General features: G+C 58.2%; 7 protein-coding genes. 4 read left to right on the forward strand and 3 right to left on the reverse strand.

Annotated features, from left to right (window positions below):
• Positions 1 to 503: 503 nt before the first annotated feature.
• Genes ETAA8_RS04630 through ETAA8_RS04640 form a run of 3 tightly spaced genes read right to left on the reverse strand, consistent with a single transcriptional unit; the run spans position 504 to position 7,157 of the window.
• Positions 504 to 1,235 (reverse strand): hypothetical protein, encoded by a 732-nt coding sequence (locus tag ETAA8_RS04630; RefSeq protein WP_145085564.1) that lies wholly within the window; start codon positions 1,233 to 1,235, stop codon positions 504 to 506.
• Positions 1,232 to 4,054 (reverse strand): site-specific DNA-methyltransferase, encoded by a 2,823-nt coding sequence (locus ETAA8_RS04635; protein ID WP_145085567.1) that lies wholly within the window; start codon positions 4,052 to 4,054, stop codon positions 1,232 to 1,234. Before ETAA8_RS04635 ends, ETAA8_RS04630 begins: the two co-directional genes overlap by 4 nt.
• A gap of 28 nt (positions 4,055 to 4,082) precedes the next feature.
• On the reverse strand, positions 4,083 to 7,157 hold the full coding sequence (locus ETAA8_RS04640; protein WP_145085569.1) for a BPTD_3080 family restriction endonuclease: 3,075 nt from the start codon (positions 7,155 to 7,157) through the stop codon (positions 4,083 to 4,085).
• Positions 7,158 to 7,387: 230 nt separating this feature from the next.
• Between ETAA8_RS04640 and ETAA8_RS04645 the strand changes: the two genes are divergently transcribed.
• From ETAA8_RS04645 to ETAA8_RS04660, 4 genes are all read left to right on the forward strand, one after another.
• Positions 7,388 to 7,687 carry an HTH domain-containing protein gene (locus tag ETAA8_RS04645; protein ID WP_145085572.1) on the forward strand — a complete coding sequence of 100 codons (300 nt, stop codon included), beginning with the start codon at positions 7,388 to 7,390 and terminating at the stop codon, positions 7,685 to 7,687.
• 1,299 nt (positions 7,688 to 8,986) lie between these two features.
• Positions 8,987 to 10,300, forward strand: a complete 1,314-nt coding sequence (locus tag ETAA8_RS04650; protein ID WP_202921560.1) for a TolC family protein — start codon at positions 8,987 to 8,989, stop codon at positions 10,298 to 10,300.
• A gap of 83 nt (positions 10,301 to 10,383) precedes the next feature.
• Positions 10,384 to 13,680 (forward strand): efflux RND transporter permease subunit, encoded by a 3,297-nt coding sequence (locus ETAA8_RS04655; protein WP_145085579.1) that lies wholly within the window; start codon positions 10,384 to 10,386, stop codon positions 13,678 to 13,680.
• Positions 13,680 to 15,044, forward strand: a complete 1,365-nt coding sequence (locus ETAA8_RS04660; RefSeq protein WP_145085582.1) for an efflux RND transporter periplasmic adaptor subunit — start codon at positions 13,680 to 13,682, stop codon at positions 15,042 to 15,044. The genes ETAA8_RS04655 and ETAA8_RS04660 overlap by 1 nt, the downstream gene beginning before the upstream one ends.
• The last annotated feature ends 8 nt before the right edge of the window (positions 15,045 to 15,052 follow it).

Raw genomic sequence — 15,052 nt, forward strand, 5'->3', positions numbered from 1 at the left:
TTTTTGCCCCGCCATCCCCGGAAATCCACTTGCGGCGGGCTTCTTTCTGCTTGCTTTTTGCCCACCATATTTTCAGGGTCGGGCGTCGCTTCTTGCCTAGTCTTGCTGCAGAACTTCTCCGATGGCCAGCACTGACAAACCTCGCAAAACCGGCTGCCTCACGTAGCTCACCTGGACCGTCGTGATCGGCAGCGGCCTTTGGGCCTGGCGCCTGCTCGATCGGCCGCGCTACACCGGTCCCAAATACGAGAACCGCGAAGACAATCCCAACGACGACGCCCCAGGGGCGTCTGACAATCCGCGGCCATACTGATTGAAACCTCGAAGCGCGCATGCGCTTCGGCAACTCTCTGGTGAGTCCGCAAACTTGCGAGAAGTTCGCAATCAGCTCACGTTTGGCGTGATTTGCAACTAAGTAGTCTGCCTCATCACCACATGACCAGATTTTGGCAGGGTCATTACAAAACCTCACTTGACCGAATGCAAAACAGCGAACCGTTATTTTAGTCGGCGTTTTTCTTTCGCTGTCGCCCGCGCATCGCCCGCACTTTCCCTTGTAGCCGCGTCAATTCCCGAACCTTAATTCCGTGGGCATCGCAAAACTCTTTTCGTGACGTCCCTTGCCGACGTGCGGCCTCGTAGTGCCTGAGTAATTGCAATTCGCTGGGCAAAAGGGGATGGGGTTTTGACTTTCGTCCGCGGCCATTTGCTTTCGCAGCTGGCTGGGTGGAACCAAGCGTATCCAAACGGTGACAAAGCACGCCTTCAAAGTCCTCATAGACGCCAGTCAGCCCGCGGATCGCTTCTTGTGCCTCGCGGACGTGGTTGCCGTATCGGTGAGCAAAGTCGTCGGTTGACAGCGGGGCACAAGAGTCCTTTTCGATCGCATTTCTACACTCGCGCACAATGTCGCGATGCGACTCCATGTCGTGGCGCAAGGCGTCCGGAAGATGCTCGTTGACGCGCTGCCATCGCGCAGCGGGTAACTCTTGCAGCGGACGGAAAGCAGCGACATTCTTGGCAAGCCAGGTCGCGTACTTTCCGATCTTGTGGCGGACAACGGAGATTTTTGCGAGAGATAGGGATTCGAGCCTCACTGCATCGTCGACATCGATACAGCCGGCGTAGAACGCGATCAGGTTTTGTGTTTCCCGCAGGAGAGTTCGCAGGCCGGCGCGTGAATCGAGCATCGAAATTACGGCGCTGACGTCTTGTTTCGCGCTTTTGCGTTTCATTTCACGGAGTAAACCTTCAGCACTTCATCGCCGTAGTGGTTGATTACCTTCACGGCGATTTTCCCCTTCTTCGCCGGCACGGGGAAAGGTTGGCTGCGGGTGGAGTAGAGCGAGGCCCAGGCGGATTCGTCGATTTCGGCGCGGAGGGCGCGCTTCAGCTTTTCGTAGGGCTCGCCGGCGCCAGTGAAGTAGGCGTGGCGGACGAAGAACGCTTCGTCATCGTAGTCGGTATCGATGAACCAGCAGGCGATGTCGTCGGTCGAACTGTTGCGAATCACGCCGGTCGTCGGGTCGTAGACGTCTACGCCGTGAATCTCGACAACCACCCTCTCGTCGCCAGACTTTTTGTCTTTCGTCCGTTTGATTGCAATGTCCGGCTCGCCGAAAACCATGAACAGGTTGCCAGCCCCGGTTTTCTTGAGCAACTCATCGCCCATGGACAGGTCGGGGTTCATCCGGCAGATCTGCACGTTCAGCTTGCCGTATCGCTTGGCCTCTTCGTTGACGTGCGGATCGAATGAGAAGCCGCAGACATAGAGCAAGTCGAAGCCCACGCCGCGGACAGCTTCCTTGGCAGCTTCTTTGATGAGCTCTGGGCCGACGGTGCCGTGCTCGGGGCCGATGCAAACGGCGACGCGTTTCTGCTTGCCGTCGGCATCGGTGAAGTCACCCGCGGCGTGGATCCACTCGCCAGCATAGGGTTCCAGGTGGTCGAACTTCAGGCGTTCGCGTTTCTCGCGAGCTTGAATGCCGGCCTTCTTCAGATTCTCGATGATCATGGTCCCAAAGCGGTCGGGGCCGATGATCTGCGTCTTGAAGCCGGGGACGAACTTGGTCCCTTCGATCTTCTCTTGCACGGTCAGCCGGCGATGCGGCGAGAGGCTTTCAACAGTGAAAGGGCCGGTCACGCGCACCCGGCTGTTGTCTTCATAAGGCTGATCGAACAGCAACTCGTGGTCGGCCCGCTTGGCAATGGCGGCGTCGATGTCCTGCTGACGACTACGGAGATTGGTCCACCAGTCGGCCAATTTCTTTTTAGCAGTCGCGGGCCATTTCTCTTCCGGCTCGCGGGGGATTTCCCATTCTTCCCATTTCGTTTTGAGGATCTTGTTTAACTCGGCCCGCAGCGTTTCGAGTTCCTCCTGCCAGCGGGCGTGAATCACGTCGATCGCTTCATTGTTGGCAATCGACTTGAGCGTGACGTGAGGGACCCGCTTGTAGACAAAACCCTTCTTCACGTCCGCTTCGGTTTGATACGGCGGCGGGAACCGGCCGGTGACCTCCGCTTCCTTCTTCAGCCCCTCCGGCGAATCGGAAAGGAGATAATACGGAAACCGCCCCGCCATCAGCCGCGTCCGCGCCAAGGCAATTGCCACGCGACTCGTATCGCACGTGATCCACCGGCGGCCCCATTGCTCGGCGACATAAGCGGTCGTCCCACTGCCGCAGGTCGGATCGAGGACGAGATCGCCGGGATCGGTGGTCATGAGGAGACAGCGCGCAATTACGAGTGGACTCGTCTGTACGACGTAAGCTCTCGCCTCGGCGAATCCAGAAACAGCGGTGTCGGTCCACGTATTGGTAAGTGGGAAAACTGGGAAATCGTCAAGAAAGCGAACATAGGAAAGCGTGTTTCCAATAGCAATTAAGCGGTTAGCAGATGCCAATCGCTTTAGGCCATCCGGGCTTGTCGACCAATACCTTGCGTTCGGCGAAAACGACCTACCCTCAAATACGTAATCTCCTTTGCCCAGGCTGTACTCGTGACTGGACGTCAAGTTGTCGCCGCGGAATGGACGTGACATGACAGGCAACTGTCCATCGCCCTTAACTTCAGAAGATGTCATTCGACGGCGTTGACCATCTGGAAGTTCGATGGATGAGTATTGTGCTGCTCCTTCGCCTCCCAATTCTTTGGAAATCCAAACCTGCCGAACTTTGACGTTTGACTTGTCTTTTGCAAACCAAAGTATGTAGTCGACGACGCCAGGTATAACGCCGCTCGTCGAAACACTTGTTTTCTTGAACGCAAGTTGCGCGCACTGGTTCTCAGTTCCAAAGACTTCATCCATCACCGCTCGCACCAAATGCACATTCTCATCCCCAATCTGCACAAACACGCTGCCTGACTCCGTTAGCAGGTCACGGGCAACGATGAGCCGATCGCGCAGGTAAGGCAAATACGAATGAATGCCTAACTGCCAAGTATCTCGAAACGCCTGCACCTGTTCCGGCTGGCGGCTGGCGTCTTCGGCCTTGCCGTCTTTCACATCCCGCTTGCGGGTGCTCACCTGCCAGTTACTGCCAAACTTGATGCCGTAGGGCGGGTCCATGTAAATGCATTGCACCTGACCTTTGAGCCCTTCTTTCTCCGCGAGGCTCGTCATCACGTGGAGCGAGTTCCCCAGTATCATCCGGTTGGTCCAGTGGGCGTCGTGCTGATAGAACTCGACCTTCTTTTCGAACGTATCAATGCCATTGAAATCGGCGAACAGATCGAGCTGCTGCTGCGCCGGCTTGACCGCAAACCGGTTTTTTAAATCGTCGACGATTACCTGCGGATGAATTTTTTCCTGGATGTAAATCGGTACTACCGGCACTTCGAGCGCGCCGCGGTCCTGCTCGTCCTTCCCCTTCCAAACCAATTGCGGGTCCAGCGACGGATCGCGTGGATAGAGCATGGCCCGCGGTTCGTCCTGGTAGAAATCTCGCAGTTCTTCCGTCGGAATGTTCTTCCGCCGGTCTTGCTTGTGCTTGATGACTTCCACCGCGGAATCGGCTGCTGCCGCCACGGATTTGCTTTTTGCCTTCTTGGCCATGATGCGTGCTTTGCCCGTGCTATAGGAATCAGGTCGTTGCCAACTCTTTGGTTTCGCGCAGGAATTGGCGCAGGATCGTTTTCAAGTTCCAAGGGTCGCTAGTTTCCAGGAATGCCCAGCGGCCGAATTCGCCGGCGTTGTTCACCGCGGGAATCCACAGGTTGCGGGCTGTCGCTACCTTCGCCGATTTTTCCTTCTTCGCCTCGCCGGAACATTCAAGCACCAGATTGAGCAAATCATCCGGTCCCTGCCCATCGTCAATGCGAACCAGAAAGTCCGGGAAGTAGCGGCGCTCGATGCCGTTGATGGTGTAGGGGATGGTGAAGCCAAGCCCCTGATTCTTGACGTAGTGAATAACCTCCCGAAGATCTTCGAGCACGTCCGCGACCTTTTGCTCCCAGGTCTTGGTGTCGGCGACCATGTGCGAAATATGGCACTTCGCTGGGCTGGTCGGCATTGTGGGTCGCACGGTACTGAAATCAACGCAATCGGTACTGCCCAGCGGATCGTAGGGCTGCATGATCGGCAGCAAAATCTTGCGGCCGGCGTCGTTGTTGTCGCCGCTGACGATGGCGAGATAAATCCGGTCGGCGGCATCGTGGGCGAACTCGACCAACAGCAGTAGTTGCTTGAATGCGTCATCGCTGACGTCGACACATTGGTCGAGCCACTCCTGGGCGATTTGCAGCAGTTGCGGAAATCGCCAGGCTTGGACCTCATTGTTCCAAGTATGGGCCGCGGGGCGGTCGGTCTGCTTCTCGTTGTCGGCGCGGAAGTACTTTTCCAGCGTTAGCTTGGCGAGGAGGAAAGCGACTTCCTTTTCCCTGCGTTGCTTCAGGTCGTCGAGCGTGTGAATTACGGATTGACCGACGATCGGCGCGTTCTCGGTCTTAGTCGGAATGTCCTTCGTCGAGAGTTTTAGCCGGCAATCACGGGTGAAGCGGTATTTGAGCTCCGGCTCCGCAATGTCATACCGGTAGCCGAGCAGCCGGGGGAAGGAAATCGCGCATTCCTTTCGTTCGGACAAAGCGCGGACGCGGGTGGGCTGCGGCGTTGGCTTGGGGTTCGCGCTGCCGGTGCTGGCAATGAAGGAGAACGGCACGCCGTAGACTTCGGCGTATTCGGGCTCGAATTTACCTTCCGAATTGAGGCTGTAGCTCATGCGCCGCAGGCCGCGGCCGACTACCTGCTCGCAGAGAAGCTGTGTGCCGAAGGCTCGCACTCCCAGAATGTGCGTGACCGTGTTGGCGTCCCAGCCCTCGGTGAGCATCGAGACGCTGACGACGCACTTGATGTTCTCGCCCAGCTTGCCGGCTTTGCCGACGGTGTTCATCACTTCGCGGAGAAGTTCTTCGTCGGTCACCTTGTCGGCATCGCGGCCGGGGAAGCGGGCGCGGTACTCGGCTTTGAATTCCTCGATCTCCGCGCCAGCGAGGGCTTTGAACTCCGGACTGAGGGACTCGCCCGATTCAAGCTGCTCGCTGTCGATCAGGACGGTATTGGGGCGATGCGTCCACTCGCCCCCTTGCTCATTGCTGAAGATCGGCAATGCGCCGGGAACCACGACTTCGGATCCGTCCGGAAGCTCTTTCTCCCAGCCCGCAATAAAGTCGAAGACCATCTTGGAAACGTTGGTGTTGTTGCAAACGACGATGAAGACCGGCGGCGTCAATCCTCGGGCTCGAGCCTCGGCGTTCTGCTCCCAGCGCTCGTAGGACTTCTGGTAATTCTGATAGAGGCTGAGTAGCGCCCCTTGGAGCTTGGCCGGCAGGTGGGGCGGGCCGGTTTTCGCGTCGGTCTTGCGTCCCTTCTTGGGAAGGTCGTCGCGGATGGCGTGCCAGATATCGCGATAGGCCAGCACTTCGCTACTGCCGGAATCGTCCGCAACGGGGACGCGGGGGATTTTGACGATGCCGGCTTCGATGGCGTCGATGAGGGAGAAATCGGAAACTACCCAGGGGAAGAGTTTTCCTTCGCCGTAGCCGCTCCCTTTCAGAAAGAAGGGTGTCGCGGACAAATCGTAAACCGAGCGGATGCCGATCTTTTGCTTGATGGCTTCCAGGCCGGTAATCCAGACGCGGGCTTCCTCGTTCCGCTTGGCAGCTTCCTTGCGATCGTCGCCGGTGAGTTTTTCCGTCGCTTCATCGGCGGCCGCGGCCTCATTCGCCTCATCGTCGGCGATGGCCGCCGGCTTGCCACGGTAACAGTGATGCGCTTCGTCGTTGATAACGACAATGTTTTTCTTGGTTCCCAGTTCTCGCAACACGCGGCGGACCATTTCGTCCGGGGATTCGGTGAAGGGACTCGGCCCCCCTTGGGCCAACAGCTTTTTCGTCAGGCTCGCGGCAGATTCCTTTTCCCGGAGCAGAAATCCGTGGTAATTCGCGATGATGATCTTGGCCTTCTGCAAATCGTCCATTTGCCAGGAGGGGACAATATCGCGCTGCCGGTAGTAACTGTTGGGATCGCTGGGCAGTAACACTCGCAACCGGTCGCGGATGGTAATGCCCGGGGCGACAAGTAAGAAGGCATCGGCAAATTTCGGGTTCTGCCGGTCGGCAATCTTGTTGAGCGTGTGCCAGGCAATGAGCATGGCCATGACCACCGTCTTGCCGCTACCAGTCGCCATCTTGAATGCGATGCGATCAAGCAGCGGGTTGTGGGCGTCGTTGAAGCTTTTGAGCTCGGTGGCAATCCACTGGTCGCCGCAGCGGGCCGCCGCTTCGGTCAGATAGATGACGGTTTCCAGGGCTTCGATCTGGCAGAAGAAGAGGGGCTTGTCGCGGTCTGGATCGGTCCAGTACTCCAGCAGACGCCGGGAAGTGGGGGTGATACTCGGGTAGCGACCTTCCCGCCATAGCCTCACCCGCTCGCGAACGTCGTTGATGAATTTACTTTCGACCTTTCGGTCATCCGTCCAATCGGTGTCGAAATACTTTTGCTTTTCCTTTTTCTTCTGCTGGGGGATCGGAAGAAAATAAGCGCTGGGTCGGCGACTGGAAATGATTTCTTCCGTGATGCCGTCGTCGTCAAACTTGAAATGACGGCTCGGTTCCTCAAAAGGGCCGTTGAGGATCGGATTTTCGATGTTAACTGCCGCCATTGGATACCGCTGCCCTGCGGAGTGCTGATAGATGCAAGGGTTTGCAAGCTGGTGCAGATTCTAGCGGCGAATAGGAGGGGCCGCCACAAGTAAGAGAACCCTTTGGACTGGGGAACCGGTCGGCTATAAGTGTGCAACAAATCGAGGAGCAAAATTTTTTGAGCATGCCGTTTTTCTTACGGGCGATAAAATAAAAAATATTCGACGATTCGTAGCATCAGGATTCAGCCATGGCTCTCGCAGAATGGACCGACAGCATCAGCAATGACGAAGCTCGTCGTCGGGCCGGCGGCCGGCGGCGGTACAATGCACTCCGACAGTTTCAGGCGGATCATCGCCAGATGTTGGTGGCAAAGATGATTCAAGCGAGCGGATTCCGGCGAGGAGTTCAGTCCGAAATTGCCCGCAAGCTGGGCGTCGATCGCGCGACGATCAGCCGTGACGTGAAGGAACTGCGCACCGAGTGGCTGAAGGAAGAGGAATTTCGTCAGTTCTTAGCAGCATGCGTCGCCGAGACCGTTGCTCGATGATGGCTCAAAAATTCGCTGAGCGACACTTGGGAAGATGCAACTACGATGCTTTGCGAACAAGGGCCAGCACCTTAGCGCGATCCTGCGGCGAAAGGGCCGGCCACGCAGCAATTATCGCCGCCAAATCAGGATCGCTGGTTCCCGCTGGAGTCGTGCAATTCGGGCAGCTGTTTTCATCACTTGCACCGGATTCTGCAGCGCGCGAATTCGGCGATTGCCGTAAGTTGCTGTCCTGACAATCGCTTAGAGGATTGGGTTCGAGTCCCCCACCGCCCATTTTTAAACCTTCTGCCGCAACGACTTGCGATTGCTAAACTTTTGGGTAAATCGCTTGGGTAAAATGTTGGGTAAAAAGGGACAGCAAAAACGAAAAAGCCCGCCGAACTCGGCGGGCTTTTTCGTTTTTAGTGCAACTAGCGTCTTAGTTGACTAGGACATTGGGCCACAGCGTGATGAACATTCACCCACTGATAGGAATGTTCGAAAAAACCAGCCTCGGATTTACACCGGTTTCATTGGCGAACAATTCGTAGCGTGAAGTGGTTACCATCCGATTGCCATAACCGCCGCACAGCTTCGAGGACGAAATTCTCCGGTCCCGCAATTAACTAACCACCACGGATGGATTGTTGGAACTCATCCCGGAAACTGAGGTTAACGATAAGTAAGCCTTCACAAAAGTCTCGCATACCTGCGCCCAGCCCACCATTCGAGCTTGAACGTTGACCTCCGGGGATTGGGTATTTCTTGAAGCAGAGTTGACGCACGACAAACGCGAGGCTGGCAAGGCTCCTGCCTCGTTTTGCTATCACTGCGTGCGCCAGCAACAGGGCGATTTTCGGGCAACAACGTTGAAGTCCGCAGATTCATTCGATCCCGAACAACCGGTCGCCGATGCTAATGAAGTCGTGCCCTCCCAGTGCGCGACCCAGCATCGCTCCCCGTGGTGCTGGCACGCCTAGCCAGATCCCGCCAGAACGATACCTCATGCGTTCAAGCCAATCTCTATTGCCGCCTGTATGTACCGCTGCGCTTTTGGCGCTTGCGTGCATCACTGCCTGCGCTGCGTCGGGCTGTGCAACGTCTCGTCCGAAATCCATTGCAGCGCCAGTCGCGGCGCCGAACCCCGCAGCGCCGTCACCGGGAAGCAACACCTCACAGCGCCCAGTCGACCCTTCAATCGCACCGACGCGACCAGCCGTGCAGCCCGCGGGTTCTGCTATTCAGCAAGTTTCGTTAAATGAGCCTGAAGCGGTCCCTGCGCCGCAACCCTGGCCCGAGCCTTCGCGCGGCGTGCCGATGAATTTGGTCTCGGCGCTGGCTGCGACCGATGCGCAGAACCCGCAAGTCGAGTTTGCTCGCTGGCGCGTCCAAGAAGCTTATGCGCAGGCCCAGCGTGCGAATGTCCTGTGGTTGCCTCATCTCCGTTTGGGCATCGCTTACAACCGGCACGAAGGGGCGATTCAAGATGTCGCCGGGACGGTGTTCGATACCAGTCGCGGCGGCTATCAGGCCGGCCTCGGTCCCCATGCGGTGGGCCAAGGTTCGCCCAGCATTCCTGGCGTCTTGATGAACTTTCACGCTGCCGATGCCATCTTCCAGCCCAAGATTGCCGCCAGTGCGGCACAAGCTCGCAGTTGGGGAGCCCAGCAGGCGTCGAGCGATGAAATGCTCGACTCCGCGGTCCTTTACTTGGAACTATTGCGGGCAGAAGAAGAAGCCGAGATTGCTCGCGAGGTGACCGCGCACACCAAGCGTCTGGTCGAACTCACCGGGGCCTATGCTCGCGCGGGACAAGGCCTGGAATCGGACTTCGATCGCGCGCAGACCGAACTATCGCTGCGCGAGACCGACCTTCTGCGGGCGCAAGAAACGGCCCAGGTCGCCTCGGCTCGTCTTGCGACTCAATTGCGACTCGATCCGGCGGAGCCAATTCTGGTGCAAGAGCCCGTGCCATTGCCAATTCGGCTTTTCGGACCCGATCATCCCACAGCTGACTTGGTTGCTGAGGGGTTGTCGTCTCGCCCCGAGTTGGCCGAAAGTCGCTGGCTGGTAACTGAGGCCGCTGAGCGACTACGCCGCGAGAAGTATGCTCCTTTGCTGCCGAGCCTGCTACTGGGCGTCAGCTACAACGGCATAAGTGGTGGACAAGGAACCAACTTCACTCCCTTCAAGGATCGCCTCGATGCCGATGCGATTGCTTACTGGGAACTGCGCAACTTCGGTTTTGGCGATCGGGCCGCACGCAACGAAGCAGGCGCGCGCGTTGAACAAGCCCGCTGGCGCGAAGTGGCAGCGCTCGATCGCGTGGCGGGTGAAATTGTCGAAGCGCACGCGCGGGTTCGCTCGCGCACTCAGCAGATTGTCATCGCTGAAAAAGGAGTCGCTTCGGCCGTCGAATCGTACCGCCGCAATCTGCTCCGGATCGAAAACTCGCAAGGACTGCCCATTGAAACGCTGCAAGCGATCCAAGCTTTGGGGCTCGCGCGACGCGACTACTTGCGGACGGTCATCGACTTCAACATTGCCCAGTTTCAGCTGCTGCGTGCCATTGGCGGCGGTAGTCCGCGTTTCTTAGGTGTCGAGGCGACTGCTCCTCCTGCTGGACAATAACGGTCCATCTGCAATCATCAGGGTGTCGCCAGGCACGAGGCTTCCCTTCTCGCCTCGCCCCCAGCCCTCCGATGTGGTGAATCATGAATCCTGTAATCTTTGCGATGCGTCGACCGCTCACGGTCATCGTCGCAATCATCGCGGTGCTGCTGGCAGCCGGCGTGGCGGTGCGACCCAAAGCAGTCGATCAATACCTGGCGAAGTACAACATCGAGTTGCCCCTCAAGCGGATGCCGGTCGATATCTTTCCCGCGCTGAACCTGCCGGTGATCTACGTCTGCCAACCATACGGCGGCATGGACCCAGCCCAGATGGAAGGGCTGATTACCAACTATTACGAGTATCACTTTCTCTACATCAGCGGCATTCATCACGTCGAGAGCAAGAACGTGCAAGGGAATGCGCTGATGAAGCTGCAGTTCCATCCGGGCACGAACATGGCCCAGGCAATGGCCGAGACGATTAACTACGTCAATCGCTCGCGGGCGTTCATGCCGCCGGGAACCGTGTCGCCGTTTGTGATGCGTTTCGACACCGGCAGCGTGCCGGTGGGCTACCTGGTACTTTCCAGCGAATCGCGCACCATCTCCGAGATTCAGGACATTGCGCTATTCAAAGTGCGGCCGCTGTTTTCGGCTTTGCCCGGGGTTTCGGCCCCGCCTCCCTTCGGCGGCAGTGCGCGAACCGTGGTGCTGCGCGTCGATCCCGACCGGCTGCGAGCCTACGGTGTCTCGGCCGATGACGTCATCAATTCGCTGGTCTCGGGCAACACGATCAGCCCTTCGGGCAACTTGCACGTCGGCGATTCTTACCCCATCGTCCCGATGAACGCGATGGTCCGTGAGCCGCGCGAACTGGGGAACATTCCCATTCGGGCGGGGACGACGCCTTCGGTCTATCTGCGCGATCTGGCCACCATTGAAGACGCTGCCGACATCGCCGCGGGCTACGCTTTGGTAAATGGCCGTCGCGCCGTCTATATCCTTGCCACCAAGCGGGCAGACGCTTCGACGATGAGCGTGATCGATGAAATCAAACGCGCACTGCCGAGCATGCAAAAGGAATTGCCCGACGATATCAAGGTGTCGTTTGAATTCGATCAATCACCGTACGTGACTCGCGCCATTGAAAGCCTGCTTAGTGAAGGAGCGCTTGGCGCACTGCTCACCGGGCTGATGGTCTTGGTCTTCTTGCGCGATTGGCGCAGTGCGCTCGTTGTGGTTCTGAATATTCCGCTGGCGATTGCGGCCTCGATTGTCGGGCTCTGGCTCTGTGGCCAAACCATTAACTTAATGACGCTCGGCGGGCTGGCGCTCGCCGTGGGCATTCTGGTCGACGAAGCGACGGTGGAAATCGAGAACATTCACGCGCAACTAGAAGGAACCGATTCGGTTGCCTTGGCCGTGCGCAGGGGGAACTCGCAAACGGCCGTACCTCGCCTGCTCGCGATGCTCTGCATCCTTGCGGTGTTTGTTCCCAGTTTCTTCATGACCGGCGCCGCCCGCGAACTGTTCGTGCCACTCTCGCTGGCCGTGGGCTTTGCGATGATCGCCTCCTACATTCTCTCCAGCACCTTTGTGCCCGTGTTATGCACCTGGCTGCTCAAGCATCACGCGCCTCGTGCAGCGACTGAACCGCGAACAGCGCTCGGCAAACGGTTGAGTTCGATCGGTCGGTTATTGTCGTTCAATTTCTATCGCGATCTCTATGCTCGGTTTCTCGGCGGCGTGGTGGCGATTCGTTGGCTGGTGATACCAGTCTACTTCGTAGGGACGATTCTCTTGATCGCGTTCTTCGGCAATCGCTTGGGGGTCGAAATCTTTCCGCAGACCGATGCCGGCGAATTTCGCTTGCGCCTGCGTGCCGCCGATGGGACGCACATCGAGAAGACCGAGCAGATTTCGCTCGAAGTGCTGGAGCATATCAAGCAGAAGGTCGGGCCAGATAATGTCGCGCTCACGCTCGGCTATGTCGGCATGATTCACTCGAACTTTCCGATCAACGCCGTCTATCAATTTTCGCGCGGGCCGGAAGAAGCGATTCTGCGCGTCGCCTTGCGACCCCACAGCGGCATCAACACCGAACAATTGAAAGAAGAACTGCGGCGCGAATTGCCCGACCGCTTGCCCGGTGTCCGCTTTTCCTTCGAACCGGCCGATATCGTCAGCGAAGTGATGAGCTTTGGTTCGCCGACGCCCATCGAAATTGCCGCTCGCGGGGGTTCTGTCGCAGAAAATCGCGCCTATCTCGATAAAGTGCAAAAGGGATTGGCCACCCTCCCTGAGTTGCGCGATACGCAGTTGTATCAATCGCTCGACTATCCCACGGTCGATATCAAACTCGACCGCGAGAAGGCGGGCAAAGCAAATGCGACAGCCGGCCAGGTCGCGCGATCGGTCTTGGCAGCAACCGCTTCAAGCCGCTTCGTCGTGCCGAACTACTGGCCCGATCCCAAGTCGGGCATTGGCTACCAGGTGCAAATTGAAGTGCCGCAACCGTTGCTTACGAGCTTGGATGACTTAGGCGCAATCCCCGTCCGGCAATCGGCTTCGCCACTGTTGCTGCGCGATGTAGCCACTCTCAGCAGTGGGACGATGCCCGGGCAATACGACCGTTACAACATGAAGCGCGAGGTGAGTTTGACTGCGAATCTGGCGGGTGCCGATCTTGGGCGCGCTGCGGGCCGAATTACAAAAGTGCTCGACCAGGTGAAGCGCGAACATGAAGCGGCGATGGCGGAAGTAGCCAAGACGGGAACGAAGCCTCCCGCGATTTCGCACGAACTACGCGGACAGATTCCGCCGATGCGACAAATGATCAGCGGGCTGGGAATCGGGCTGCTTCTCGCGATTCTGGTGATCTTCCTGCTACTGACCGCCAACTTTCAATCGCTGCGGCTGGCCTTTGTGGCCGTCGCTGCCGCGCCGGCCGTGGTTGCCGGTGTGTTGGCCGCACTCTACTTCACGGGCTCGACGCTCAACATTCAATCGTTCATCGGCGCGATCATGGCCATTGGTGTGGCAATGGCGAACGCGATTCTCCTCATCACGTTTGCCGAGAAAGCACGTCGTGAAGGGGCGGATGCTCGGGCGGCTGCCATCGACGGTGGTACGCATCGTCTGCGGGCGATTCTGATGACTAGCCTGGCAATGCTCGCGGGCATGCTTCCGCTGGCCTTAGCGCTCGGCGAAGCGGGCCCGCAAACGGCTCCCCTGGGACGCGCCGTCATGGGGGGCCTGCTGGCTGCGACCGTCACCACGCTCATCGTCCTGCCTGCACTCTTCGCCATGTTGCAGTCGAGCGCCACGCGCGCAAGTGCATCGCTGGACCCTGCAGATGAACAGAGCCGGCACTTTGTCGCTGGATCGGAGAGTTTCTAATGTTTGCCAGATATCGCTGCCGCTCATTCGTTTCTGCTGTGGCCTTAGCCACCTGCGCCGGCTGTACACCACCGCCGACCTCCGGCCTCAGTCATGGCGAGCCAAGTGCAACCCTCGCAGCAACCACCACGACCAGTGGTAGTTCGGTAATGCGCGTGGCAACGATCAAGCCCGTGCGTAAGACACTTGTACGTCGCGTCGAACAGCCCGGCGAGATACATGCCTTTGAACAAACTCCTCTGTATTCGAAGGTCACCGGCTTCGTTAGCACTATTCATGTCGATATTGGCGATCGTGTGAAAACTGGCCAGTTGCTCGCTGAAATCTCCATTCCCGAGTACGAGCAGGAGTTGAAGCAGAAGCAGGCCCTCGTGGCGCAGGCCGCCGCCGAAACGACGCAAGCCCAAGCTTCGATCAAGGTTGCCAAATCGTCGCTGCAATCGGCTCAAGCGCTAGCCGCCGAAGCGGAAGCGGGGCAAGAACGACTCGAAGCAGAGTTTCAACGAGCCACTTCGGAACTCGAACGCTTCACGGCGCTATTCGCAGAAAAAGCGATCACCCAGAAAACGCTCGACGAGACACAGGCCACCCATCGCGCCGCGAACGCGGCCCGTAGTGAAGCGAAGGCCCGCATCATCTCGGCCCAGGCAGTCGTCGCCGAAAAGCAAGCTGGCGTTGAGCAGGCCCAGGCCGATGCGTTGGCCATCGCCTCGAAGGAAGACGTCGCGAAAGCCGACGAACAACGGCTCCGCGCGGTTCACGAATACACGCGGATTCTCGCCCCCTACAACAGCATCGTCACCGAGAGGAACATCGACGCGGGGCACCTGGTGCAGCCAGGCAAAAGCGCCAGTGATAAACCTCTGTTTGTGGTGGTGCAGGCCGATACCGTGCGAGTGTTTGTCGATGTCCCCGAGGCTGATGCCGGCTTCGTCTCCAAGGACTGCGAAGCGTCGATTCGCATTCCTTCGGCTGGCAATCGCACTATTGCCGGCAAAGTCACGCGTACCGCTTGGCTGCTTCATCCCACCACGCGCACGCTCCGCGCGGAAATCGACATGCCGAACGAAGACGGCACACTGCGACCAGGCATGTACGTGATTGCCGATTTGAAAGTCGCCGAACGGCCCGATACGTATGCCTTGCCGCGAACTGCAATCCTGTGGAAAGATCAGCAGGCATCGTGCCTCACGGTGAATGCGGACAACGTCATCGTCCGCATCCCCATCGTCACGGGCATCCGCGCTGGCGAAGAAGTGGAAATTGTCTCGGGTCTCACCGGCGACGAACGGATTATCGCCGGCAACGTGGCTGCCTATCGCGAAGGCCAGTCCGTGGAAGTGGTCTCAATACCGCCCAAGTAATTTGCTGC

It is taken from the genome of Anatilimnocola aggregata (assembly GCF_007747655.1).
GTDB lineage: Bacteria > Planctomycetota > Planctomycetia > Pirellulales > Pirellulaceae > Anatilimnocola > Anatilimnocola aggregata.